The 25,766-nt window shown below is 60.6% G+C and carries 22 protein-coding genes; 19 read left to right on the top strand and 3 right to left on the bottom strand.

The features are described from left to right. Window positions 1–25: 25 nt before the first annotated feature. Genes PI93_RS24445 through PI93_RS24435 form a run of 3 tightly spaced genes read right to left on the bottom strand, consistent with a single transcriptional unit; the run spans window position 26 to window position 2,862 of the window. Window positions 26–865, bottom strand: coding sequence for a hypothetical protein (locus PI93_RS24445; RefSeq protein WP_236105679.1), 840 nt, complete (start codon window positions 863–865; stop codon window positions 26–28). Further along, on the bottom strand, window positions 865–2,079 hold the full coding sequence (locus PI93_RS24440) for a methyltransferase domain-containing protein (RefSeq protein ID WP_080759032.1): 1,215 nt from the start codon (window positions 2,077–2,079) through the stop codon (window positions 865–867). The genes PI93_RS24445 and PI93_RS24440 overlap by 1 nt, the downstream gene beginning before the upstream one ends. 6 nt (window positions 2,080–2,085) lie before the next feature. Then, entirely contained in the window at window positions 2,086–2,862 is a 777-nt protein-coding gene (locus tag PI93_RS24435; RefSeq protein ID WP_039366291.1) for a phytanoyl-CoA dioxygenase family protein, read from the bottom strand. A 602-nt stretch (window positions 2,863–3,464) separates the two neighbouring features. On the opposite strand from PI93_RS24435, the gene PI93_RS24430 reads away from it, so the two are divergent. The 19 genes from PI93_RS24430 (at window position 3,465) to atpB (ending at window position 25,735) form a co-directional block, all read left to right on the top strand. Beyond that, the gene (locus tag PI93_RS24430; protein ID WP_039366294.1) at window positions 3,465–4,244 is read left to right on the top strand and encodes an ABC transporter ATP-binding protein; all 780 of its coding nucleotides are present in this window, start codon (window positions 3,465–3,467) and stop codon (window positions 4,242–4,244) included. 8 nt (window positions 4,245–4,252) lie between these two features. Beyond that, a complete protein-coding gene (locus tag PI93_RS24425; RefSeq protein ID WP_039366297.1) occupies window positions 4,253–5,032 on the top strand; it encodes an ABC transporter ATP-binding protein in 780 nt (259 codons plus the stop codon). 76 nt (window positions 5,033–5,108) lie between these two features. Beyond that, window positions 5,109–6,305 carry an ABC transporter substrate-binding protein gene (locus PI93_RS24420; protein ID WP_039366574.1) on the top strand — a complete coding sequence of 399 codons (1,197 nt, stop codon included), beginning with the start codon at window positions 5,109–5,111 and terminating at the stop codon, window positions 6,303–6,305. A gap of 81 nt (window positions 6,306–6,386) precedes the next feature. Beyond that, the gene (locus tag PI93_RS24415; RefSeq protein WP_039366299.1) at window positions 6,387–7,271 is read left to right on the top strand and encodes a branched-chain amino acid ABC transporter permease; all 885 of its coding nucleotides are present in this window, start codon (window positions 6,387–6,389) and stop codon (window positions 7,269–7,271) included. Window positions 7,272–7,282: 11 nt separating this feature from the next. After that, complete coding sequence (locus PI93_RS24410; protein ID WP_039366303.1) at window positions 7,283–8,281, top strand: branched-chain amino acid ABC transporter permease; 999 nt, start codon at window positions 7,283–7,285, stop codon at window positions 8,279–8,281. 652 nt (window positions 8,282–8,933) lie between these two features. Beyond that, window positions 8,934–9,716: a sulfite exporter TauE/SafE family protein gene (locus PI93_RS24405; protein ID WP_039366306.1), complete on the top strand. Its 783-nt coding sequence runs from the start codon at window positions 8,934–8,936 to the stop codon at window positions 9,714–9,716. Window positions 9,717–9,873: 157 nt separating this feature from the next. Further along, on the top strand, window positions 9,874–11,019 hold the full coding sequence (locus PI93_RS24400) for an ABC transporter substrate-binding protein (RefSeq protein ID WP_039366309.1): 1,146 nt from the start codon (window positions 9,874–9,876) through the stop codon (window positions 11,017–11,019). Between the two features lie 266 nt (window positions 11,020–11,285). Continuing rightward, window positions 11,286–11,786 carry a homoprotocatechuate degradation operon regulator HpaR gene (gene hpaR / locus PI93_RS24395; RefSeq protein ID WP_039366312.1) on the top strand — a complete coding sequence of 167 codons (501 nt, stop codon included), beginning with the start codon at window positions 11,286–11,288 and terminating at the stop codon, window positions 11,784–11,786. A 371-nt stretch (window positions 11,787–12,157) separates the two neighbouring features. Then, on the top strand, window positions 12,158–13,213 hold the full coding sequence (locus PI93_RS24390) for a branched-chain amino acid ABC transporter permease (RefSeq protein ID WP_039366315.1): 1,056 nt from the start codon (window positions 12,158–12,160) through the stop codon (window positions 13,211–13,213). A gap of 18 nt (window positions 13,214–13,231) precedes the next feature. Further along, window positions 13,232–15,028 carry a branched-chain amino acid ABC transporter ATP-binding protein/permease gene (locus PI93_RS24385; RefSeq protein WP_039366318.1) on the top strand — a complete coding sequence of 599 codons (1,797 nt, stop codon included), beginning with the start codon at window positions 13,232–13,234 and terminating at the stop codon, window positions 15,026–15,028. Continuing rightward, entirely contained in the window at window positions 15,028–15,774 is a 747-nt protein-coding gene (locus PI93_RS24380; protein WP_039366322.1) for an ABC transporter ATP-binding protein, read from the top strand. Before PI93_RS24385 ends, PI93_RS24380 begins: the two co-directional genes overlap by 1 nt. Before the next feature lie 1,920 nt (window positions 15,775–17,694). After that, complete coding sequence (gene mnmG / locus PI93_RS24375) at window positions 17,695–19,665, top strand: tRNA uridine-5-carboxymethylaminomethyl(34) synthesis enzyme MnmG (RefSeq protein ID WP_039366325.1); 1,971 nt, start codon at window positions 17,695–17,697, stop codon at window positions 19,663–19,665. A gap of 12 nt (window positions 19,666–19,677) precedes the next feature. Continuing rightward, window positions 19,678–20,358, top strand: a complete 681-nt coding sequence (gene rsmG, locus PI93_RS24370) for a 16S rRNA (guanine(527)-N(7))-methyltransferase RsmG (RefSeq protein WP_039366327.1) — start codon at window positions 19,678–19,680, stop codon at window positions 20,356–20,358. Beyond that, window positions 20,355–20,939 carry a lipocalin family protein gene (locus PI93_RS24365; protein ID WP_039366330.1) on the top strand — a complete coding sequence of 195 codons (585 nt, stop codon included), beginning with the start codon at window positions 20,355–20,357 and terminating at the stop codon, window positions 20,937–20,939. Before rsmG ends, PI93_RS24365 begins: the two co-directional genes overlap by 4 nt. 204 nt (window positions 20,940–21,143) lie before the next feature. Further along, window positions 21,144–21,914, top strand: a complete 771-nt coding sequence (locus PI93_RS24360; RefSeq protein ID WP_039366333.1) for a ParA family protein — start codon at window positions 21,144–21,146, stop codon at window positions 21,912–21,914. Between the two features lie 27 nt (window positions 21,915–21,941). Further along, window positions 21,942–22,841, top strand: coding sequence for a ParB/RepB/Spo0J family partition protein (locus PI93_RS24355; RefSeq protein WP_039366336.1), 900 nt, complete (start codon window positions 21,942–21,944; stop codon window positions 22,839–22,841). A gap of 120 nt (window positions 22,842–22,961) precedes the next feature. Continuing rightward, a complete protein-coding gene (locus PI93_RS24350; RefSeq protein WP_167525583.1) occupies window positions 22,962–24,068 on the top strand; it encodes an SLC13 family permease in 1,107 nt (368 codons plus the stop codon). Between the two features lie 244 nt (window positions 24,069–24,312). Beyond that, the gene (locus PI93_RS24345) at window positions 24,313–24,816 is read left to right on the top strand and encodes an ATP synthase subunit I (protein WP_039366339.1); all 504 of its coding nucleotides are present in this window, start codon (window positions 24,313–24,315) and stop codon (window positions 24,814–24,816) included. A 70-nt stretch (window positions 24,817–24,886) separates the two neighbouring features. Then, window positions 24,887–25,735 carry a F0F1 ATP synthase subunit A gene (gene atpB, locus PI93_RS24340; RefSeq protein ID WP_039366342.1) on the top strand — a complete coding sequence of 283 codons (849 nt, stop codon included), beginning with the start codon at window positions 24,887–24,889 and terminating at the stop codon, window positions 25,733–25,735. Window positions 25,736–25,766: the final 31 nt, after the last annotated feature.

Raw genomic sequence — 25,766 nt, 5'->3', positions numbered from 1 at the left:
TGCTCGACGACGGCGACGCTGGTTTCTAAAGAAGAGAGATGGAGATGCCGCTAGCGTCGTCTCTTCTTTTGTCGCTCGTCTGGCCGGCAGGGATCGTTGCCTCGTGATCTCTCAGGATCTTGAGCAGTGTGGATAACCCGGTTCTTGCGATCAATGGTATGGCTTGCTCCCGGGGCATCAGATGGTATGTTTCCCATACACGTGCGAGGCCATCGGTGCCAAGGAGAATGTGAGCAGGCGTGCCGATTGTCAGATGTGCTTCCGTGGCGTTCAGGGCACTTATCGGGTTTAACGTGAGTGCGGTACTCAATTCGTTTCGCTGCTGTTGGCGCCTTCGTTGTCGTAATTGCTCGAGGGGTTGTCCTCGGAAACCTGAGCAGGGCTTCCATGGGTCATAGGACGGACATTGTGGCGCCGATGGTTTGTCTCGGTTTGAAGGGGGGAGCGCCCCCTGATGAATCAGGTCAAAGCAGTCCGCATAACGATAGATGGAGAGCGTCAACGTTGTGCCAACGCTGCAATCTATTTCGACGATGGTGGCTGCTGCCACCGGCCATTCTTCCAGGGGCGGGATGCGTTTCGACGCGGCACAATACGCTTGTCGAAGCATATTCAGGCCATCACGCAGTGTCGATTTGCAGAAGGCGGCGGTATCGAGCTGTCGCAGCAAGTCGGCCAGTCTTCGTGCAAACCATCCCGCATCTGAGATGCCATCGAAAGTCGCGAATGGCGATTCGGTGAGCGTGGATGCGCCGTCAATGGCCCATGCAAGAATTGAGCGCTCACGCTGAAGGTATCCGACGACGTCTTCACACGGAATATCCTGATAAATGCCTTGCGAAATCGACTCGACATTGAATCTCATCACCGCCGCCCCTTGACCGACAGGGCAACCTGCAACGTTCGCAATCCTCCGGAAATCACAAGGTCGTCCATGTACTCGTTATCAAGTGACTGCTCGATACGGCTCGCCTGATTCTTTTCGAGTATTCCATGCGCAATGAGCTGTGGCGAAAACTGCTGAAATGACAGTTTGACGAGCGCCTTGTGCTCCTTTTTCCAGACGGTGGGTTGACTGAATCTGGCATCCCTGATTTGGACGTTCATCTTCGTGACGATTGACCAAATATCTTCGATGCAGTCGTAGTCGACGCCTCTGCTTTCACCATATGCGCTGATTGCCGCATTGGCTTGCTCGAAACCTGCCACGGGGGGCATGCAGAATAAGCTTCCGAGGGATGGCTCTTCGACGACCAAAATGCCGGACGGCGTTAAGAGATCGAGTAGTGCTTCTATAACGGGGCGGCGTTGCCCGATATGCAGGAGGGTAAACCGGCAGGTTATGAGTTCGAATTTTTTTTCGAATTGAGAGAGACTTGCCAGATCATTCAGATCGCCGACTCGAAAGGAAAGATTGGTGATTCCGTGTGCTGTAGCGGCCGATCTGGCGAGGGAGATTTGGTCAGCATCGTTGTCGAGACCGATGACAGTGGCGTCGGGGACGTTGGAGGCAAGCCATTGAGCGATTTGTCCGTGGCCGCAGCCGACCTCAAGGATGCGGCCGGTTTTCGGCAAGAACTTTCGTAGGAACTCGGTCGTGGCGGCGTTGTACACCTGCGCAGTGACCATAAGCCGTTGCCTGTCTGCTTCTCCGGTGTGCAGGGGGTATTCGGGCCGTGCCGCGCCAGCGTATTCCGACGCATTGTGGCCACTTCTCAGCTGAGTGCAGAATTCCCAATAGACGCTCGGCATGTTGTGGGGCGGCTCGGCATCGAGATCGACCCATTCGTAGGCGGTATGCTCGTCGCTCAGTACGAGGCGACCTTCAGGGAGCGTGCAGTAAAAGAAAACGAGCAGAACGCTCCTCCCAGGTACGATTTCGCAGGATTGACTTCCCATGTAAGTCGCCGAGGTGATGCTGAGGCCGCATTCTTCCTCCATTTCCCGAGTCAAGGCGGATTCAAGCGTTTCTCCATGGTCGGGTCTGCCTCCTGGCAACTCAAGTTCGTTGCGTGGATTTTTGAGGAAGAGGATTCCTTGAGGCCCCCGAACGACAGCTTTAACGCTGACTGGATCCATATTCGTTTAGCTCCTTACGGGTGCGTGGCCCCGCGCGTAGGCAGGTTCAACGACCAGTTGCCGCTGCCTGGGCGTCAAATCGCTGGTTGAGAAGATTTGTGCTTCAGATGATGCGGAATGGTTTGGCGTGGGGGGGAGGGAGGCGATATCGCGATGTGCAGGAGGTCTTCTAAAGTAGGAGTGATTGTTCATGTACCTAGCGAACACGCTTCGCCTCGGGCCTGAGTTTGCGACTCTGAAGGTTCCGTGAACGAGTGCTTCAGAGAAGACCACGGCGTCCCCGGCTTGGAGATAGACGTGGCGTAGCAACAGGTTTTCCGAGAGGTTTCGGTACCGGTCCGGAACCGGGAAGTTGGCCCGATGTGACCCGGGAATGCAGCAGAAGTGGTTCGTCGTTGCCCCGATGTCCGAGATTGCGTATTGAACCGCGACAAGGCCGCTGTGAATGCGTCGATTTCGCACCCAGTAATAGATGCCTTCGTCGAACATGTCTGCCTGATGGTGCAGTTGGCCGCCGCTGCTGACGAAGCGCTCATCGGCACAAAACATATGGTCCAGTCGAAATTTCGATCTGTAGACGATATCCAGGAACGAATAGACGGATTCAATATCGATAAGGCCGCGCCAATCGTCGCCCCAGTCGAAATTTACGTCGTGTAGTGGGTGCCCGATAAGGTTCTTGCACCAGTATTTTTGCAGGCGTTGAAGATGAGGTTGAGGTATCGCTGCGGGAATAACGATATAGCCATTGATATCGAACTGGTAAACGAATTCCTGGCTCATTTTTCTCTCCCTGGATCGTTAGCCGAACGCCAACCTTGTCATGCCGATGGCGGTTGAAAAATCGTGGCACGAGAATGGGGGAAAGGACTTTGGAGAATTTCTGATTTCTTGCCGCATTTGGGCCCGGCACCGAAAAGACGAAGTCAAAAAGCGAACGGGAATGCCGATGGCGACTTCCGGAATTCCGGACAAGTCGCCAAAAACTTACGTAGTAATACCTAATGTCGGTTGCGCGAACGACGAAAGCTCATCGCAAAAAGCTATCGACCGCGCATTTGCGTGTGCCGCAAAAGCCTTGTGCCATAAGGGCTGCGGGCATCTATGAAGCATGTGACCGAACGTTCTGAAACACGTGTGAGCATGCGTGTTTCCGGGGCTGCGAAGCTAAGTGCAAATCCCAATGATCGCGTTGCAGCAAACCACACACAATAACGATTCCCTATGTGCGACCGAACCAAGAATTCGGCGCCACGTGCGGGACGCGGGGCATCTCGCCGACGACGCAAACCAGAGCGTCATCTGCCTGCCTTGCGGTTGTCACAGACGATGGTGCCGTGGCGCATACCTGCCTCGCACCGCCAACCAGGAATGTGGCAGGAGACATGGCGAACAACGATTACATTCTCGAAACCCGCGGACTCACGAAAGAGTTTCGTGGCTTCACCGCCGTGAACGGGGTCGACCTGCGCGTTGCGCGCGGCACCATTCATGCACTCATCGGACCGAATGGCGCAGGCAAGACCACTTGCTTCAACCTGCTCACCAAGTTCCTGGTCCCCAGCGCGGGAACGATTACCTTCAACGGTGACGACATCACCCGCGAAGCGCCTGCGCAAATTGCACGACGCGGCATCATCCGTTCGTTTCAGATCTCGGCCGTGTTCCCGCACCTCACCGTGCTCGAGAACGTGCGCATCGGTCTGCAGCGCAACCTGGGCACCGCGTTCCACTTCTGGAGCAGCAGCCGCACGTTGCGCAAGCTCGACGAACGCGCGATGGCATTGCTCGCCGAGGTCGGTCTCACCGAATTCGCCCATACGCTGACCGTGGAGCTGCCATACGGCCGCAAGCGCGCGCTCGAAATCGCAACCACGCTTGCTATGGAGCCCGAACTAATGCTGCTCGACGAACCCACGCAAGGCATGGGCCACGAAGACGTCGATCGCGTGACAGCCCTCATCAAGAAGGTGTCGGCAGGCCGCACGATCCTGATGGTCGAGCACAACATGAACGTGATCGCGGGCATCTCCGACACCATCACTGTGCTTCAGCGCGGCGAGGTGCTCGCCGAGGGGCCATATCACGAAGTCTCGAAGAATCCGCAGGTGATGGAAGCCTATATGGGCACCGCGGACGGTGAAATGCAGGGAGCCCACGGGTGAGGACGGTTATGTACGGGAATGGGGGCGGCAACGGTAACGGTAACGGCAAGGGCAACGCGAACATCCCGGCACTCGAAGTCGAAGGACTTCAGGCCTGGTACGGCGAATCGCACATCCTGCACGGCGTGGACCTGACGGTGGGGCGTGGCGAAGTCGTCACGCTGCTCGGGCGCAATGGCGCCGGACGCACCACGACACTGCGCGCCATCATGGGCCTGACCGGACAGCGTCAGGGGTCGATCCGCATCGGCGGCGAAGAAACCATTCACTTGCCGACGTACAAGGTCGCGCATCACGGCGTGGGCTATTGCCCCGAAGAGCGCGGTATTTTCGCGAGCCTGTCATGTGAGGAAAACCTGCTGCTGCCGCCATATATCGGCATGAGCGGCAATCGTCGCGACGACGGTGGGCGCGGCATGTCGCTCGACGAGATCTACGACATGTTCCCCAACCTGAAGGAGCGGCGCCACAGTCAGGGCACGCGTCTGTCGGGTGGCGAGCAGCAAATGCTGGCCGTGGCGCGCATTCTGCGCACGGGCGCCAACCTGTTGCTGCTCGACGAGATCTCCGAAGGTCTTGCACCGGTGATCGTGCAGACATTGGCGCGCATGATCACCACGCTCAAGGCGAGGGGCTACACCATCGTGATGGTGGAACAGAATTTCCGTTTTGCGGCTCCGCTGGCCGATCGCTTCTATGTGATGGAGCACGGCAAGATCGTGGAGCGCTTTGGCGCTCAGGAGCTGGAGACGAAGATGCCGGTGCTGCACGAGTTGTTAGGCGTATGAGGTGAGCTACCCGGAGCGTCGATGTTCCGGGCGATGGACCCAGGCGATCCAATCCACGAAGGAGACGAAGATGACGATGCGGATGAAAGCGTTGGCCGTTGCGGCTGCGTTCGGTTTTGCGGCAATGGCCTCGCAGGCCCATGCCGATGGCAATTCGGTGAAGATCGGTTTCATTACCGATATGTCGGGCCTGTACACCGACATCGACGGGCAAGGGGGGGCGGAAGCCATCAAGATGGCCATCGCCGACTTCGGCGGCAAGGTCCTCGGCAAGCCGGTCGAACTGGTCACCGCCGATCACCAGAACAAGGCGGACGTCGCCGCGTCGAAGGCGCGCGAATGGTTCGATCGTGGCGGTGTCGACATGCTCATCGGCGGTACCAACTCGGGTACCGGTCTGGCGATGAACAAGGTCTCCGCCGAGAAGAAGAAGGTCTACATCAACGTTGGCGCCGGCTCGGACGCCCTGACCAACGATCAGTGCCAGCCGTATGGCGTGCACTACGCGTATGACACCGTCGCGCTGGCGCGCGGCACGGGCTCGGCCGTCGTCAAGGCGGGCGGCAAGTCGTGGTTCTTCCTGACGGCCGACTATGCCTTCGGTCACGCGCTGGAGAAGGCCACGGCCGATGTGGTCAAGGCCAATGGCGGCACCGTGAAGGGGCAGGTACGTCACCCGCTCTCGGCGTCGGACTTCTCGTCGTATCTGCTGCAGGCTCAGTCCTCGGGCGCGCAAGTGCTGGGTCTGGCCAATGCCGGTGGCGACACCATCAATGCGATCAAGGCCGCGAAGGAATTCGGTATCAAGGGCAAGATGCAGATCGCCGGTCTGCTCGTGTTCATCAACGACATTCACTCGCTCGGTCTGGATAACACCGAGGGCATGTACCTGACCGATAGCTGGTACTGGGACAAGGACGAGAAGACCCGTGCCTTCGCCAAGCGTTACTTCGACAAGATGAAGAAGATGCCGTCGAGCCTGCAGGCCGGCGACTATTCGGCCACGACGACCTATCTGAAGGCAGTCCAGGCCGCCGGCACCACCGATGCCGACAAGGTCATGGAGCAACTGCACAAGATCAAGATCGACGACATGTTCAGCAAGGGCTACATCCGAAAGGACGGCACGATGGTCCACGACATGTACCTGATGCAAGTGAAGTCGAAGGCGGAATCGAAGGCACCGTGGGACTACTACAAGGTTGTCGCAACGATCCCGGGCGAGAAGGCGTTCACGACCGAGGCGGAATCGACCTGCAAGCTCCCGAAGTAATCGGCGCGATCTGAAAGCGATGCAACGACAGCGGCGGGACGTGTGTCCCGTCGCGACCTTTCTCCCAGAGAATCGATTTCGATGGAATTTCTAGGCATCCCCCTGCCGGCGCTGTTGAGCCAACTGCTGCTGGGACTGGTGAACGGCTCGTTCTACGCCATGCTGAGCCTCGGCCTGGCAGTGATTTTCGGTTTGCTCAACGTGATCAACTTCGCGCACGGCGCGTTGTTCATGCTGGGCGCCATGCTTGCCTGGATGGGCGGCAATTATCTCGGCCTCAATTATTGGGTCATGCTGATTCTCGCGCCCGTTGTGGTGGGCGTCATCGGCATTGTCATCGAGCGCACCATGCTGCGCTGGATCTACAAACTCGATCACCTGTACGGCTTGTTGCTCACGTTCGGCATCACGCTCGTGCTCGAGGGTGTCTTCCGCTCGATTTACGGTGTGTCGGGGCAGCCCTTCGACGCCCCCGAAGCCCTGTCCGGCGCGACCAATCTCGGCTTCATGTTCATGCCGAACTACCGTGCATGGGTCGTGGTGGCGTCGCTCATCGTGTGCTTTGCGACATGGTTTGTGATCGAGAAGACGAAGATCGGCGCGTATCTGCGCGCCGGTACGGAGAACCCGAAACTGGTGGAAGCGTTCGGTGTGAACGTCCCGCTCATGATCACGCTGACGTACGGCTTCGGCGTGGCACTGGCCGCGTTTGCCGGCGTGCTCGCCGCACCCGTCATCCAGATCTCGCCGCTCATGGGGCAATCGATGATCATCACCGTGTTCGCGGTGGTCGTGATCGGCGGCATGGGCTCCATCATGGGCTCGATCGTGACCGGTCTGATGCTCGGCGTGATCGAAGGCTTTACCAAGGTGTTCTACCCGGAAGCGTCTGCGACCGTGGTGTTCGTCATCATGGTGATCGTGTTGCTGCTGCGCCCGGCTGGGCTGTTCGGCAAACAAAAGTAAGGGGCAGAACCATGCAACAACAGACGCAACAACGGGTGCTTTATTCCCTTCTGCTGCTCGCTCTGATCGCAGCGCCGTTTGCCGGCGCCTATCCGGTCTTTGTCATGAAGGTGCTGTGCTTCGCACTGTTCGCCTGCGCGTTCAATCTGCTGCTCGGCTTCACGGGGTTGCTGTCGTTCGGTCACGCGGCGTTTTTCGGCAGCGCAGGCTACGTGACTGGCTACGCCATCCGGAATCTCGGCTTCACGCCGGAGATCGGCATTCTCGCGGGCGTGATCGCCGGGGCGGTGCTGGGGCTCGTCATCGGCCTGCTCGCGATTCGGCGTCAGGGCATCTACTTCGCGATGATTACGCTGGCACTGGCGCAGATGCTGTACTTCCTCTGTCTGCAAGCCCCGTTCACGGGCGGAGAGGACGGTCTGCAAGGCGTGCCGCGCGGCAGTCTCTTCGGCGTGCTGCCGCTCGACTCGGACCTCACGCTGTATTACGTGGTGCTCGCCATTTGCGCGCTGGGCTTCCTGCTCATCATGCGCATCGTGCACTCGCCGTTCGGTCAGGTGCTCAAGGCAATCAAAGAGAACGAGCCGCGAGCGATCTCGCTCGGTTACGACGTTGATCGTTTCAAGCTGCTGGCGTTTGTGCTGTCGGCCACGCTGGCGGCATTGGCGGGCTCGACCAAGACCGTGGTGCTGGGCTTCGAGACGCTTACCGACGTGCACTGGACCATGTCGGGCATGGTGATCCTGATGACACTCGTGGGTGGTCTGGGAACGATGCTCGGCCCGGTAGTTGGCGCGGTGTTGATCATCGTGCTGGAGAACAAGCTCGGCGACATCGGCAACTGGCTCGCGACGGTCACGGGCGTGCCCTGGTTCCAGACGCTCGGCGAGTCCGTGACCATCGTCATCGGCGCGATCTTCATCATCTGCGTGCTGGCGTTCCGGCGCGGTCTGGTGGGCGAGCTGGCGGCGCGCAGCCGGTTTTTCCGGACGCTGTCGCAGGCGTCGTAATGGGCGGGCGGGTGCACCGGTTTGGGGCGCCCGCTCATCACCCTGGCGCATGTATGTCAGAAAAAAGCTAATTCGTAGGGGTAAATGCTGACTTGTGGTGCATCGGGTGCTCCTTTATTCTCTCCCTCAGTTCGCGTCACAGCAGGATATAGGGGCGAGGAACGAGGAGACAATAAGCGCGATAACGCGCACCGCCAAAAAGGAAGCGCTGTTGGAGAATGCTCCAACAGCGCTTTTTATATTGCGCTTTGCGATCGCGCAAAGCCGCTTGCCGCCTGGGCGCGGCAGTCTGCACGACATCCCTTTGCACCGTGTTTTCCGCGCGTTTCACGCCGTATTGCGAGAATCGCGTCGTTTAAATACGCGCAATGCGGCCTAAAGACGCTATGCTCGCCGTTTTACTGTGGGCTTTCGACGGTTTTGCCTCATTCGGTCAATGCAGTCGAGGTGCCAATTTCATTCCGTCGGCTCGTTTCATACGGGCCTTTCGATGACCCGGTAGTCGCAGTCGTATGTTTAGCACGCTTCTTATTTCCCAATGCGCGCAAGCGCGCTTTCCGGCGGGTGAATGTCCCCGGCAGCCGCGGCAGGTTCAAAAGGCCTTTAACGATGGCGTGGGCGGCATGGCCCACGCGGCAGGAATGGGGAAGGTATGTTGACGGGCTGGGCGCTGACCGATTTGCTGGTGCTCGCAGGCGGGGCGTTCCTCGCCGGTCTGGTCGATGCCGTGGTCGGTGGCGGAGGATTGATCTCCGTGCCGACGCTGTTTGCCGTCTTCCCGAACGCCGCGCCGCCGGTGCTGTTCGGTACCAACAAGATGGCCGGTATCTGGGGAACGGCGTCGGCCGCGTTGCGCTATGCACGGGGGATCCAGCTTCGCTGGGCCATTCTGGTGCCGGCCACGCTCGCCGCCTTTGTGTTTTCGTTCTGTGGCGCTTACGCCGTCACCCATATTCCCGCCGACGTGCTGCGCAAGCTGTTGCCGTTCGTCCTCGCAGGGGTGGCCGTCTACACGTTGCGCAAGAAGGATTTCGGTACGGTCCACGCCCCTGTGAAGGGTGGGGCAGGGGTGACCCTCATGGCCATTGCCGTGGGCGGCGCCATCGGCTTCTACGACGGTTTCTTCGGCCCCGGTACGGGCAGCTTCCTTGTCTTTCTGTTTGTCCGGTTGTTCGGGCAGGATTTCGTCAACGCGTCGGCGTCGTCGAAGATCGTCAACGTGGCGACCAATCTGGCTGCGCTGCTGCTGTTCGGTATGGGCGGGCACGTCTGGTGGCAGGTCGGCATCGGCATGGCGATCATGAACGTGCTTGGCAGTCAGGTGGGCAGCCGCCTCGCGCTCAAGCACGGGGTGGGCTTCGTGCGGCGCATGTTTCTGTGCGTGCTGGCCGTGCTGATCGTGAAGACGGGTTACGACGCGTTCCTGCGCGTCTGAGGCCAGATCGGGCGGGGCCAGATGCGGTCGAAACCACATGTGGGGAAACCGCACTTTACGAGAAGGCTCAGGTGCCCGTAAGATGGGCGACGATTTACCGACTGAGCGGTCGGTTAATGGAAAAAAACGAATTCGAAATTTTTGTGAGGAGACCCAAATGAAACTGAAGTTGCTGTGCATGGCATCGGCGATGATGCTGGCCGCGGGCGTTGCGAACGCTCAAGTCAAGATTGGCGTGTCGCTGTCGGCGACCGGTCCGGCGGCTTCGCTGGGCATTCCCGAGAAGAACACCATTGCGCTGATGCCGAAGACCATCGGCGGTCAGTCCGTGCAGTACATCGTGCTCGACGACGCGACGGACACCACGACCGCCGTCAAGAACATGCGCAAGCTGATCAGCGAAGATCACGTCGACGCCGTGCTCGGTTCGACCGTCACGCCGAACTCGCTGGCCATGGTCGACGTGGCTGCCGAGACGCAGACCCCGGTGATTTCGATGGCCGCGGGCGCCGCCATCGTCGAGCCGGTCGACGCCAAGCGCACGTGGGCATTCAAGACCCCGCAGAACGACATTCTGATGGCCACCGCCATCGCCAAGCACATGGCCGACACGGGCGTGAAGACCGTGGCGTTCATCGGCTTCTCGGATGCTTACGGCGAAGGCTGGTACAAGGAATTCCAGAAGGCCGCCGATCTGAACAAGCTCAAGGTCGTGGCCAACGAGCGTTTCAACCGTGCCGACACGTCGGTGACGGGCCAGGCGCTCAAGATCATGGGCTCGAACCCGGATGCCGTGCTGATCGCCGGTTCGGGCACGCCGGCAGCGCTGCCGCAGCGCACGCTCAAGGAGCGCGGCTACAAGGGCAAGCTGTATCAGACCCACGGCGTGGCCAACAATGACTTCCTGCGCGTTTGCGGCAAGGACTGCGAAGGCACGTACCTGCCGGCCGGCCCGCTGCTCGTGGTCGAGCAACTGCCTGCCGACAATCCTGTGAAGAAGTCGGCTGCTGCCTATAAGGCGGCTTACGAGAAGGCCTATGGCGCCGGTTCGATCTCGACCTTCGGCGGTCACGCCTGGGACGGTGGCCTGCTGCTGCAAGCGACGATTCCGGCGGCATTGAAGAAGGCCAAGCCGGGCACGCCCGAATTCCGTGCCGCGCTGCGCGAAGCCCTGGAGAACGTCAAGGACATGCCGGGCACCGCCGGGATCTTCAATATGAGCAAGAACGACCATAACGGTCTGGATCAACGCTCGCGTGTGATGGTGCAAATCGTCGACGGCAAGTGGAAATTGGCGAACTGATACGGGCCGGGGCTGCCTTAGGAGCTGTAGCACCTGTAGTCAACAGGCATGCCCCGTTGTCGTATCTGCGGTATCTGCCCCCGGTCGGGTCGTCCGGGGCGGAAGAACGGGCGTTCGCGCCCGTTTTTTTTGAGCGCGTGGTAGTTTCGCGCTTCGCAAAGAGACGGCAGGACATGCGATGCGAGCGGCACAAGAGAGGCCGCACTGTCCCAACCTGATCGCCACAGCCGGGGGGCTGACCGGGCGATCCTTTCGAGCGTAAATCCATGACGGGTGAATTCGAACACCGCAATCTATCTCTGGTGTTGCTGCAGTCGCGTGAGGCGGTGATGGGGCTGTTCCGGCCCTTGCTCAATTGTTACGACATCACGGAACAACAATGGCGTGTCATACGGGCCATCAACGATAGCGAATCCGGGGAAATGGAGATCGGGCAGGTCGCACGCGAGTGCTGCATTCTCAGCCCGAGCCTGTCGGGCATGCTCGAGCGCATGGAGGTCTCCGGCCTTATCCTGCGCCGCCGTGTGGTCGCCGACCAGCGTCGCGTGATGGTGTCGCTGACGCCGTCGAGCCGCGCATTGTGCAAGAAACTCGGCCCGCTGGTCGAGGAACGTTATCGCTATCTGGAAGACAAGGTCGGGCGCGAAACGCTGGCCGACATCTACCGGTTGCTCGATGTGGTCCGTGAGGCGCTGCCGCCCGAAGTGGTGGCCGAGGCGCCGTCGTTGCCATCCAAACCGCGTCGCCGTCGCAAGCCGGTCGCGTGAGGGTAGGCAATGGCAGGGAAAGGGAATTGGGCAGGCACCACCGCCCGATGCCGCAGGACAGGGCGTCGCGCGGGTTGAACAGCAAGGCTTGAGCAGGAACGGGTGACAAGGTGTGCGTCGGATCGGGCGCGGCACGCGGGACAGTGCAGACGGCGAAGTGGCAGGAGACAAGATTTCGCCGACTCAGTAGTCGCCCGGGTTTTACCAATGCATAACGATTTATACAATTCATAATTCGCTGCGCTGCGTCACGGGGAACGTGCGAGGTGTATCGATGTGAAGGGGAACGGGGCGGCGGCACGCCGCGCCGTGCATCACACCGGCTGTCTCGCCAGCCGGTTCAAGAAGTACTCAAACGAAGTGAGAGGAGCATGGATCTTTCGATTGCAGCCATCCTGGCGCAGGACGGCATCACCACGGGTGCGATTTATGCCTTGCTGGCATTGGCGCTCGTGCTGGTGTTCTCCGTTACCCGCGTCATCTTCATTCCGCAGGGCGAGTTCGTGTCGTATGGCGCGCTCACGTTAGCGGCACTGCAAACCCAGAAGTTTCCGCTCACGAGCTGGTTGCTCGTGGCGATGGGCGTATGCACGTTCGTCGTGGAGACGGCTGGCGTGTTGCGCCACAGCGAGCGCCGCAAGCTGGCGGGCCGTCTGGTGCCGGTGCTTGCGGGCAAGTATCTGGTCTTTCCGATCGCCGTGTTCTTCGTCGTCCGGGCACTCGCCCCGATGACGTTGCCCATGCTCGTGCAGATCGCCATCACGCTGCTGCTGGTCGTGCCGATGGGGCCGATGCTCTATCGTCTGGCCTATCAGCCGCTGGCCGAAGCCAGCACGCTGCTGCTGCTCATCGTCTCGGTCGGGGTGCACTTCGCGCTCACCGGGCTGGGCCTGGTGATGTTCGGCGCCGAGGGCTCGCGCACGCAGCCGTTCTCGGACGCGAGCTTCAACATCGGCTCGGTGATGGTGTCCGGCCAGAGTCTGTGGGTGGTGGGAGTCTCGGTCGTGATGATTCTGGCGCTGTACTTCTACTTCGACCGCTCGCTCTCGGGCAAGGCCCTGCGTGCCACGGCCGTGAACCGGCTGGGTGCGCGTCTGGTGGGTATCGGCACGGTGCAGGCCGGTCGTCTGGCCTTCACGCTGGCCGCAGTGCTGGGCGTGTTGTGCGGCATCCTGATCGCCCCGATCACCACCATCTACTACGAGTCGGGCTTCCTGATCGGCCTCAAGGGCTTCGTGGGCGCGATCATCGGCGGTCTGGTGAGCTACCCGGTCGCCGCACTGGGGGCCATTCTGGTGGGTCTGCTGGAGTCGTATTCGTCGTTCTGGGCGAGTGCATACAAAGAGGTCATCGTCTTCACGCTGATCCTTCCTGTGCTGCTGTGGCTCTCGCTTACCAGCAAGCATGTCGAAGAAGACGAGGAATAAGCCGGGGCGGACCACAGAATGAAAAACAAATACTTCCTGATTTTCCTGGTGGTGCTGGCCGTGTTGCCGGTACTGCCTGCACCGGTGCGTTTGCCTGAGTACTGGGTGACGCTGCTCAACTACATCGGCCTGTACAGCATTGTGGCCATCGGTCTTGTACTGCTCACGGGTGTGGCCGGCATGACCTCGTTCGGACAGGCCGCGTTCGTCGGGCTGGGCGCGTATGCCACGGCGTATCTGACCACGGCCTACGGCGCATCGCCGTGGCTGGGCCTGATCGTCGGCGTGGCGATCACCGCGGCCGCTGCGCTCGTCATCGGGGCGATCACCATGCGGCTGTCCGGGCACTTCCTGCCGTTGGGCACGATTGCCTGGGGGCTGGCGCTGTACTACCTGTTCGGCAACCTCGAGTTCCTCGGCAAGTACGACGGCCTGAACGACATTCCCACGATCAACCTGTTCGGCATCGAGCTGGCCAGCGGGCGTCAGATGTTCTATCTGATCTGGATCGTGGTGGTGCTGGCGGTGGTGTCGATCAAGAACCTGCTCGACTCGCGCCCTGGCCGCGCCATTCGCGCGCTCAAGGGCGGTGGCGTGATGGCCGAGGCCATGGGGGTGAACACCGCGTGGATGAAGGTCGTGGTGTTCGTGTATGCCGCCGTGCTCGCGTCGATCTCGGGCTGGCTGTACGCGCACTTGCAGCGTGCCGTGAACCCGACGCCGTTCAACCTGAACCACGGCATCGAATACCTCTTCATGGCGGTCGTCGGTGGCGTGTCGCATGTGTGGGGCGCGGTGCTGGGGGCGGCGATCCTGACGGTGCTCAAGGACTACCTGCAGAACATTCTGCCGGTGCTGCTGGGGGCCAACGGCAACTTCGAGACCATCGTGTTCGGTGTGTTGCTCGTGCTGTTGCTGCAATATGCGCGCGACGGGGTGTGGCCGTTCTTCGGCAAGATATTCCCGGCGCGGCGTGTGGCGAAGGCGCCCGAGCAAGCCGATCCGCTGGGCCATCGCGCCAAGCCGGCGGTGGGTGAGGTGGTGCTCAAGCTGGAGAAGGCTCGCAAGGAGTTCGGGGGGCTGGTCGCGGTGAACGACGTGTCGTTCGAGGTCAAGGCCGGCGAGATCGTGGGCCTGATCGGTCCGAACGGTGCGGGCAAGTCGACGACGTTCAATCTGGTGACGGGCGTGCTGCAAGCGACCCGGGGCGAGATTTCGTTCCTTGGCGAGCGCATCGATCGGCTGGCCTCGCGTGAGATCGTCAAGCGCGGCATTGGCCGCACCTTCCAGCACGTGCGTCTGATGCCGCACATGAGCGTGCTGGAGAACGTGGCCATTGGTGCGTACCTGCGTGACAAGAACGGGCTGCGCCGCCGTCCCCAGGGGGGCGTGTGGTCGAGCGTATTGCGTCTGGATCGCCACGAAGAAGCGATGCTGCTGCATGAGGCCAAAATGCAGATCGAGCGTGTGGGGCTGGGGGCTCACATGTACGACGAAGCGGGCAGTCTGGCGCTGGGTCAGCAACGGATTCTGGAAATTGCGCGTGCACTCGCGTGCGACCCGACGCTGTTGCTGCTCGACGAGCCGGCAGCAGGTCTGCGCTACAAGGAAAAGCAGGCGCTGGGCGATCTGCTCAGAAAGCTCAAGGACGAAGGGATGAGCGTGCTGCTGGTCGAGCACGACATGGACTTCGTGATGAATCTGACCGATCACCTGGTGGTGATGGAGTTCGGCACCAAGATCGCCGAGGGGCTGCCCGAAGACGTGCAGAAGAACCCGGCGGTGCTCGAGGCGTACCTTGGAGGAGTGGAGTGATGGCAGACGCGATTCTTGAGGTCAAGGACCTCGCCGTCGCATACGGCAAAGTCGAGGCGGTGCATGGCGCGCATCTGCGGGTCGAGGCGGGCCAGATCGTGACCGTGATCGGCCCGAACGGCGCGGGCAAGTCGTCCATGCTCAACGCGATCATGGGCGCCTTGCCGCACAACGGCTCGAGCCGTGGGAGCGTGGCGTATCTCGGTCACGAGATGTCGGCGCTGACCATCGAAGCGCGCGTGTCGCGCGGCATGTGTCTGGTGCCGGAGAAGCGCGAGCTGTTCTCGACGATGACCGTTGAAGACAACCTGCTGCTGGGGGCTTACCGTCGCAAGCGTGCTGGCGAGAAGAACTTCCTGGATCAGATGGACGTGGTCTATGCGCTGTTCCCGCGCCTCAAGGAGCGTCGTGTGCAACAGGCGGGCACGCTCTCCGGGGGGGAACGTCAGATGCTGGCGGTGGGCCGTGCGTTGATGGCAAAGCCGCAGTTGCTGATGCTCGACGAACCGAGTCTCGGCCTCGCGCCGCTGATCGTGAAGGAGATCTTCCACATCATCAACGACTTGCGCAAGACGGGGGTGGCGACGCTGCTGATCGAGCAGAACGCGCGTGCAGCGTTGCAGGTGGCCGATTACGGTTACGTGATCGAGACCGGTGAGCTGGCGTTGGAGGGCCCCGCACAGGAGCTGGCCAGCAATCCCAAGGTCATCGAGACGTATCTGGGGTTGGCGAAGAAGGCTGCCTGAGTTTCGTTGCTTGTCAGGTTTGCTGTTATGGAAAGGCCCGCCAGTTTGGCGGGCTTTTTCTTTACGGGCGATGAGGAAGGGATGCGCATTCGCGGATATCCGGCCCCATTTTTTTGAGGCGACGCTGACGAGTGATCCACGGCGTCGGCGAACTCACTTATTCACAGTTGCTTGTGGATAGTTGTGGATATCCGAAATCTATGGCGCACTGCCGCAATAAGGGGTTGCGCGATTTTTCGCAAAATCTGACGGAAATTTCGTTTGAGGTTATCCACAGAAAAGCAAATTCCCGAAAGCCATTTGGCAGTGACTGCCCGGGCGTGTGGATAAGCCGACTTCGACGCGTTTTGTCGAGGTGAGCTTTGGGCTGGATTCGCCGGTTTTTGTTTTCCGGTTTCACGTGAAACGGTGGAGATTTGGGGAGGGCATGGCGAAGCCCCATCCCGCGAATTTGGCCATTTGCTTTCAGGCTTTCGAGTCGCAAGGATCGGCTGAATCATCCCCCTTTGACGTCGGTCCATCAGGCACCGTGAATCTTTCCTTGTTCTTCCAACGTGCTGCATCGGTGATTCATCGCCGAGGTAAAACGTCGTGCATTGGAGCGCGATCGGTTGCTTGCGGAAGGGGATGGCTAGCCCGAAGCGAAGCGATGCGTTCGGCGCCGGTATCGATGATCGGGGGATATCCCTCCAGGCGTCTCTTTTGGTTGTGGAGGCGCCCGTTACTAGAGCGCTGATGGTGTGTTGTCTGTCTGACGTTGTTTCCGATCTGTTTGCGTCGGAAATCCCATCACGTTTCACGTGAAACGCAGTTGGGGCACCGGCGATCCTCACTTGTCCCCCAGGCATGGAAGGGGGAGGGCGATGTCTCGGGAGGTGCTGTGATGCAAGCCGAATCCGGTGGGACTGGGCCGAGGTGCTTGCGGCATCCCCGACGTTTCACGTGAAACACGTGCGTTGGTCCTACGGCAGTCGTGCTCGGGCAATCGCTCGGCAGAGATTGCCGATGCTCTGACAAAGCGGCCTCAAAGTGAAGGGCGGTCGAGGTATCGGTGATGCTCGCTGACTGGAGATGGGGAAGGCGGGCGACTCTCCTGGGAGCGTCGGGTGAGCTGACTTTGATGCCGTTGAGCCGAAGCACCTCCTGCATCATCGTCATCCACGTTTCACGTGAAACATGCGCATTCATCATGCCGTGGATCATTTGGCGGAGTTTGCCAATATCGCGTCGGAGCGATTCTTAAGCAGAGTGCCTCCGGATGGCGGTGATCCCGGTTGCTGGACGTGGAAGATGAAGGGGTGTTGGGATAGGTCGTTGCGTAGTGAACCCGAATCCAATGCCGCCAATCTGATAGACCAGCGGCAACATTACCCATGTTTCACGTGAAACACGGGTGAGGGTTGTACTCGCGCAATCGCTTTGCAGAGATTGCCGATACTCCTTCTGAGCGAGCTTCATGCAGAGGGTGGGAAGGGTGAGGCGACATACGGCGAAGAGAGTTAGTGAGCGGCGTTCCATTCGGCGGAGCGACGGGCCGGCGGTGGCCATTACCCGCGTTCCACGTGAAACACGCGCACCGATCTCGTAGTGGTGGACTCGGGCAAATCGCTTGCGTAGATCACCGGTGTCCTGACGGAGAGACTTTCCGAGGGAGCGCGTTCAGCGGATCGGCAGTTTCCGTAGCCGGGCAGCCGGACCAAGGGAGGGTTTTATCCGAGGATTGTGGTTCACGGGCGGCGGCAGATCATCGCTGGGTAGAACCACATTGCCCCGACGCTTCACGTGGAACAGTCTCCAAAATCGTCGTTTTCCACTCACGTTTCACGTGAAACACCGGGCAGTTACAAATGATGCACCGCAATACCGCTATAATTCGCCATTACCGAATCCAGAGAGTTTGCCGCGCGCGGCAAAATTGCGATGCTTTATCCAACCGAGTTCGACGTGATCGTGGTGGGTGGCGGCCATGCCGGCACCGAGGCTGCGCTCGCCTCGGCCCGCATGGGCTGTAAAACACTTCTGCTCACCCACAACATCGAGACGCTCGGCCAGATGAGCTGCAATCCCTCCATCGGCGGGATCGGCAAAGGCCACCTCGTCAAAGAGGTCGATGCACTGGGCGGCGCCATGGCGGCCGCGACCGATGAGGGCGGTATTCAGTTTCGTATCCTGAATTCGTCCAAAGGCCCGGCAGTTCGAGCCACGCGCGCGCAGGCCGATCGCCTTCTTTATAAGCAGGCCATCCGCCATCGCCTGGAGAATCAGCCCAACCTCTGGCTGTTCCAGCAAGCCGTGGAAGACCTCATCGTCGAAGGCAACCGCGTTGTCGGTGCCGTGACCCAGGTCGGGCTGCGTTTCCGCGCCCGTGCGGTTGTGCTGACCGCGGGCACCTTCCTCGACGGCAAGATCCACGTTGGCCTGAATAACTACGTGGGTGGTCGCGCCGGTGATCCGGCCGCTATCAGTCTGTCGGCCCGTCTGAAAGAGTTGAAGTTGCCGCAAGGCCGGTTGAAAACGGGTACGCCGCCGCGTATCGACGGTCGCTCCATCGACTTCTCCGTCCTTGAAGCACAGCCCGGCGACCTCGATCCGGTACCCGTCTTCTCGTTCCTCGGTCGCCCCGAACAGCATCCGCGCCAAGTGCCGTGCTGGGTCACGCACACCAACGAGCGCACGCACGACATCATTCGTGGCGGGCTCGACCGGTCACCGATGTACACCGGCGTCATCGAAGGAGTGGGGCCACGCTATTGCCCGTCTATCGAAGATAAGATCCATCGCTTCGCCGACAAGACGTCGCACCAGATCTATCTTGAGCCCGAAGGCCTCACGACCAACGAGTTTTACCCGAACGGCATCTCCACCAGTCTGCCCTTCGACGTCCAACTCGAACTCGTTCGCTCGATGAAAGGCATGGAGAATGCTTACATCCTGCGTCCGGGCTACGCCATCGAATACGATTACTTCGATCCACGCGGATTGCGCAGTTCGCTCGAAACCCGCGTGATTTCCGGGCTTTTCTTCGCCGGCCAGATCAACGGTACGACCGGCTATGAAGAAGCTGCCGCGCAAGGGTTGCTGGCCGGTATCAACGCGGCGCTGCAAGTGCAGGGGCGCGAAGCGTGGTGCCCGCGCCGCGATCAGGCATACCTCGGCGTACTGGTCGACGATCTGATTACACGGGGCGTGTCCGAACCGTATCGCATGTTCACCAGCCGCGCTGAGTATCGCTTGTCGCTGCGGGAAGACAACGCCGACATGCGCCTGACGGAAGTCGGCCGTGAACTCGGTGTGGTCGACGATATTCGTTGGGAAGCGTTCTGCCGCAAGCGCGATGCTGTTTCACGTGAAACAGAACGGCTCAAATCGACGTGGGTGAATCCGAAGACCTTCCCGGCCGAAGATGCGGTGCCGCTGCTCGGCAAGGCCATCGACCACGAGTACTCGCTGGCCGATCTGCTGCGCCGTCCGGAAGTCGGGTACGACGCGCTGATGGCAGTGCAGGGCGGTCGTCTCGCGCCCGAAGGGCCATTGTCCGACGATGCACTGCAAGCCCATCAGATTCGCGAACAGATTGAAATCGCGGTCAAGTATCAGGGCTATATCGACCGTCAGGCGGATGAAATCGGTCGCAAGGAAGCCAACGAGAACACCGTGCTGCCCGCCAGCATCGATTACAACGATGTCCGGGGTTTGTCGATCGAAGTGCGTCAGAAGCTCAATGCACAGCGACCCGAGACATTGGGGCAGGCATCGCGCATCTCTGGCGTGACGCCTGCGGCGATTTCGCTGCTGATGATCCACCTCAAGAAAGGACTCGGACGCCGCCGCGCGTCGGAGGACACGACTGCCGACGCCGCTGCCGCCGATAACGGCCAGCACGCAGCCTGACGCGGAGACCTCATGACTGATCCGCGAAGGACTGCCGCCGGCGGCGGCAACGACCTGGCGACGCTATTGGCCGACGGCATCCGGCAACTGGGCTTGTCCATCGATGCTGAGCAGCAGGCCCGTCTGCTGGAGTTTCAGGCGCTGCTGGCCAAATGGAACGCCTCGCTCCAGATGACCTCGATCCGCGATCCGCGGCAGATGGTCGTCAAGCATCTGCTCGATTCCCTCTCGATACTGCCGCGTCTCGATCATGAGCCAATTTCACGTGTACTTGACGTGGGCTCAGGCGGCGGGCTGCCCGGCGTAGTGCTCGCCATGGTGCGCCCGGACTGGCAGGTGACGGTCAATGACATCGTTCACAAGAAGACCGCGTTCCTCACGCAGGCGCGTGCGACCTTCAAACTCACCAATCTGACGGTCGTGACCGGGCGCGTCGAGTCGCTTGTCGTCGGTAAGGAAGTGCCGGCACCGTTCGACGCGATCGTCTCGCGTGCTTTCGCTGAATTGTCCGATTTCGTCACTCTGGCGCGCAATCTGCTCGCTCCCGACGGCAGTTTCTGGGCCATGAAGGGCGTGGCGGCCGAGAGCGAACTGACGTTGCCGGCCGGCTATGAACTCGTCGAGCGTCTGCCGTTGACCGTCCCGTTTCTCGACGCCGAGCGTCACCTGCTCCGCGTGAAGGTGACGGCATGAATACGGTAACGCGCTGGATGGGGGCCGCCATGGTCGGCCTGTCGGTCGTGGCAGCCGTTGCCTGGGCACAATCCGGGCAGGAGTCACTGACGACCCGAGTTCGCCCGGTGCAGAAGATCGACAAGGATCGCTACGTCGGCACCTGGTACGAAATAGCACGCTACCCGAATTTCTTCGAGCGAAAATGTGTGTCGGACGTGACCGCAGAATACGTGGCGCGAGCGGATGGCAGGATCGACGTCACGAACAAGTGCCGTAAAGAAGACGGTAGTTGGGTCAGCGATGCCGGCCTGGCGCGCACCGACGGGCAGGGCACGGGAACGGCCCGCTTCAAAGTCACCTTTGCGCCCGACTGGTTGCGCTGGATTCCCTGGCTTTGGGCGAACTACTGGGTTATCGTGCTCGACGGTGACTATCAGTTTGCCGCTGTCGGAGAGCCAAGCCGTGAGTACCTCTGGATCCTCTCGCGCACGCCGACGCTCGACGAAAATGCATTGAATCAAATGCGTGCCCAGTTGCGTAAGCAAGGCTACGACACCGACAAGCTGGTGTTGACGCCCCAAAAGGCGAGCGCCCCCTGAGCACAGCGCACCGGTGCTTCTGACGCCGGTCGGCAAGCGCAATAACTGAGCTTTGCTCAGAAAATCGAATTTGCGGGATGTATCGGTCAGCAGGCAGCAAGCCGGCAGTCGCCAGCGGTACGGCGAGTGCGAATTTCCGGTTGCGTCCCGGCATCATCTGCATCAATTGCATCAACACGGCAGCATTCGGAGGACTACATCGGCATGGCGAAAATTTTCTGCGTGGCCAATCAGAAGGGCGGCGTCGGCAAGACGACCACCACGGTGAACCTCGCTGCCGGACTGGCGTCGCACGGGCAGCGGGTCTTGTTGGTCGACCTCGATCCTCAGGGCAACGCGACGATGGGCAGCGGTATCGACAAGGCCGCACTCGAGACGAGCGTGTACGAAGTCCTGGTCGACGGTACCGATGTGGCAACGAGCTGCCAGCGTTCGGAGTCGGGGAGTTACGACGTACTGCCCGCCAACCGTGAACTGGCCGGGGCGGACGTGGAGCTCGTCTCGCTCGAGAACCGCGACACGCGACTCAAGCAAGCGCTTGCCAAAGTCGACGATGCCTACGACTTTGTCCTCATCGACTGCCCGCCGACGCTTTCGCTGCTGACTCTCAACGGGTTGTGCGCGGCGCACGGCGTGATCATTCCGATGCAGTGCGAGTATTTCGCACTGGAGGGTCTGTCGGATCTTGTCAATACGATCAAACAGGTGCACGCGAATCTGAATCGCGACCTGAAGGTGATCGGGCTGTTGCGCGTGATGTTCGATCCGCGCATCACGTTGCAGCAACAAGTCTCGGAGCAGCTCAAGGAGCACTTCGGCGACAAGGTTTTCAACGCGATCATCCCCCGCAATGTGCGACTCGCCGAAGCGCCGAGCTACGGCATGCCGGGCGTCGTTTTCGATCCCGCGTCGCGCGGTGCGAAAGCGTATCTGCAATTCGGCGCGGAAATGATCGCGCGCATTCAAACTATGTAAGGCGCAATCGCGCAGGAACGCATTGTCATGGCGACCAAGACCAACGCACTGAAAAAAAAGGGCCTGGGCCGCGGCCTCGAAGCGCTGCTCGGCGCGCACGCCGATAACCACAACGGCGCGACCGAAGCGGGTGTCGACGGCGCGCCGTCGGTGATGTCGCTCGAGCGTCTTCAGGCCGGTAAGTATCAACCGCGCACGCGCATGGATGAAGGCGCATTGCAGGAACTCGCCGCGAGCATTCGCGCGCAGGGCCTGATGCAGCCGATTCTGGTGCGTCGTGTCGATGGTGAGAAGTACGAAATTATCGCGGGCGAGCGCCGCTTCCGTGCGGCACGCATTGCCGGACTGTCCGAAGTGCCCGTGCTCGTGCGCGATGTGCCCGATGAAGCCGCCGCCGCCATGGCGCTCATCGAGAACATCCAGCGCGAGGATCTGAATCCGCTGGAAGAAGCGCAGGGCATTCAGCGTTTGCTGGGCGAGTTCAATTACACCCACGAGCAGGCGGCCGAATCGCTCGGCCGTTCGCGCAGTGCGGTGTCGAATCTGCTGCGACTGCTCAACCTCGCGCAGCCGGTGCAGACCATGTTGCTGGCGGGCGATCTCGACATGGGGCATGCGCGTGCGCTGCTCGCCGTCGATGCCGCCACGCAGATCACGCTGGCCAATCAGGTGATCAACAAGCGCCTGTCGGTGCGCGACACGGAGCGAATCGTCAACGCATCGCTCAAGCCTCAGGGGGACGGCATTCGCCGTCGCTCGGCGGAAGAGGGGGGGCGCGATGTGACGCGTCTCGAAGAAGAGTTGTCGGACTTGCTCGCATCGAACGTCAAGATCAAGGTCGGCCGAAAAGGCGCCGGACAACTCACGATCGATTTCGGCAGTCTCGATGCGCTCGACGGCATTCTCGCGCGTATTCGCGCAGAGTGATTTCGGTCTCCTGATCATCTTTCCGTGAACGAACCCACCGGTGAACCGGTAGGACAGGCGAAGCCCGCGGCGTCACAGACGCCGGACGGTGTGCCTGCGAAGACACGCGTCTGGTACGCGCTGCGTGCGATCTACGAGCGCGTGCGTGGCGACAGCGTGCTGCTGATCCTGCTCGCCGGCTTCGTCGTTCTGCAGGCGGTTCGCCCCGCAAGTGTCGGCGAACTCGTCGGACGCATCGATCGACACACGATCCTCACGCTTGCGGGATTGTTGATGCTCACGCGCGCCATCGATCAGAGCGGCTTTCTCGATTGGCTGGCGCAACGGTTGTTGCGGGCGTTTCGCACGGAGCGGCGTCTCGCGTTGCTGATGGTGACGTTTGCCGCAGCGCTCTCCACGCTGCTCACCAACGACGTTGCCCTCTTTGCCGTGGTGCCGCTCGCACAGTCGCTCGCCCGGATTGCTCCCGTGAGGATCGAACGCCTGATCATCTTCCTGGCGTTGGCCGTCAATGCCGGGTCGAGTCTCACGCCGCTTGGCAATCCGCAAAACCTCTTCCTGTGGCAACAGAGCGGCATGGGCTTCGGCGCTTACGTTCTCATGATGACGCCGCTCACGCTTGCGCTCATGGCCGTGCTGTTGATGGTGTGCGCGGCGGCGTTCGATTCGCGGGCGTTGCATTTTCAGCGGCGAGGCCCGAGGCATGACGTGCGCTGGACGCTGCTGTGGATCGCTCTGGCGCTGTTCGTCGCCTTCGTCGTGCTCGCAGACCATGGGTATGCCGCATGGGCCTGCGCCGGCGTGGCGGCGGTGCTGCTGGTCGCACGTCGCAATGCCGTGCTTGGCATCGACTGGCTGTTGCTGGCGATCTTTGTGTTGATGTTTGTCGTACTCCGGGGCGTGGCGGGCATGCCGGAAGTGCGCGCCGCCCTGGGGCACGTGGATGTCTCGGGCACGGCGATGGCTTACGTAGGGGCCGCGGTGCTGTCGCAGTTCATCAGCAATGTCCCTGCGGCGATTCTGCTCGCCGAGTACAGCCACAACTGGCCGGCACTCGCCCACGGGGTGGCTGTCGGCGGCTTCGGACTGGCGATCGGTTCGTTGGCCAACCTGATTGCATTGCGCATGGCGAAATCGGGAAAGATCTGGTGGCACTTTCATTGGCTTTCCGTCCCGTTTTATCTGGTGGCACTTTTCCTTGGGTTTATGGCCCTGAAGTGGGTATGATCACGCACCTAACCCCGTCAAGGTGCAGAGATCGTGCAGCGTTCGTCAGGAATGCCGCGCTGCACCATGAGCAAAATCGCGCTCCATGAGAGTTGGCGCCAAATCGAAGCATGCACTGCACAATTTCGGCGAATTTGTTGTGTGTTTCGATTGACTGGGGTTCGTAATGTCCCGTAAAATCTCGCGGATTTATCTGCTTGAAGAGCCCATTCGTTTTGCACGAGTCGGGCGGGGAGGGTACGAGATGACCGACGATAAACGGTCGAACTTGGAACCGAAACCGCAAGCGCCGGCACGTGCAGCAACAGAGGCTTGGGACGACGAGCAGGAGCAAGAAACAATCGTTCCGCTCACGCGTGCGCAGGCCGAGCGCCTGTTCGGTCCCGATGTGGGGCGCGCATCCCGTGTGACTCCATTCAGGGTGGTGGGAGCCCAGGTACTGCTGTCGCTGATAGCGACATTGGCCTGGTGGTTACTCTCGGCATCGCCACGAGACGCGGCGGTGTCCGCATGGCTGGGCGGAATGATCGGATGGATACCGGGCGCATTGTTTGCGCTGCGGTTAAGAATGTCAGGTGATCGCCTCTCCGTCAGCTCGTTGGTGATGGGAGAAGCGGTCAAGGTAGTTACGACGATTGCGTTGTTGGCGGCGGTAGCGTTCGGTTATCCAGGAATTCACTGGGTCGCGTTCCTCGTCACCTTCGTACTGACGCTGAAAGCTTATTGGCTGGCGATGGTACTGAAGTAGCGGTGAGAATACCGCTCACGCGTCGACACGCTACCGTGTGCGGATTTTCATAATTGGGTGTTTGATCGCTATGTCAGTAGAAGCCGGCCACGCTCCGAACCCGTCGGAGTACATTTCGCACCACCTGCAAAATCTCGCGAGCTCGACGCAGACTAGCATTGTTGATTTTTCGATCATCAACTGGGACACCATGTTCTGGTCGATCGCGATGGGCGTTCTTGGCTGCTTCGTGCTGTGGATGGCCGCCCGCAAAGCGACGTCGGGTGTACCGGGTCGTTTCCAGGCTGCGGTCGAAATGCTCGTCGAGATGGTGGAAGACCAGTCGAAGAGCATCGTGCACGGCAATCGTGCCTTCATCGCTCCCCTCGCGTTGACCGTGTTTGTCTGGGTCGCGCTCATGAACTCGCTGGACTTGCTGCCCGTCGATCTGCCGTCGAAGGTGATCGGTTGGGTCGGTCTGGGTTCGATCATCACGCACCATCGTATTGTGCCGACGGCCGATCTTAACGGCACGCTCGGTATCGCTGTCGGCGTGCTCATCCTGATGCTGTACTACAGCTTCAAGATCAAGGGCGCGGGCGGCTTCATGCACGAGCTGTTCACCGCACCGTTCGGCAACCACTTCCTGCTGTGGATTCCGAACCTGCTGCTCAACCTCATCGAATTCTGTGCCAAGACCGTGTCGCTCGGTATGCGACTGTTCGGCAATATGTACGCCGGCGAACTGGTGTTCCTGCTGATCGCTCTGCTGGGCGGTATCTGGAGCTTTGGCGCAGATGCGTCGGTGCTGGGTTTTGTCGGTCACGTCATTGCCGGCACCGCATGGGCGATTTTCCACATCCTGATCGTGTTGCTCCAGGCGTTCATCATGATGATGCTCACGCTGGTGTATATCGGTCAGGCGCACGACCATCACTGATCGGTCGCTGCGGGTAGTTAAGGGTTTCCCG

Source organism: Pandoraea fibrosis, assembly GCF_000807775.2.
GTDB lineage: Bacteria > Pseudomonadota > Gammaproteobacteria > Burkholderiales > Burkholderiaceae > Pandoraea > Pandoraea fibrosis.
Note: the sequence above shows the minus strand (reverse complement) of the source record. Positions and strands in the feature narration are given on the sequence as shown.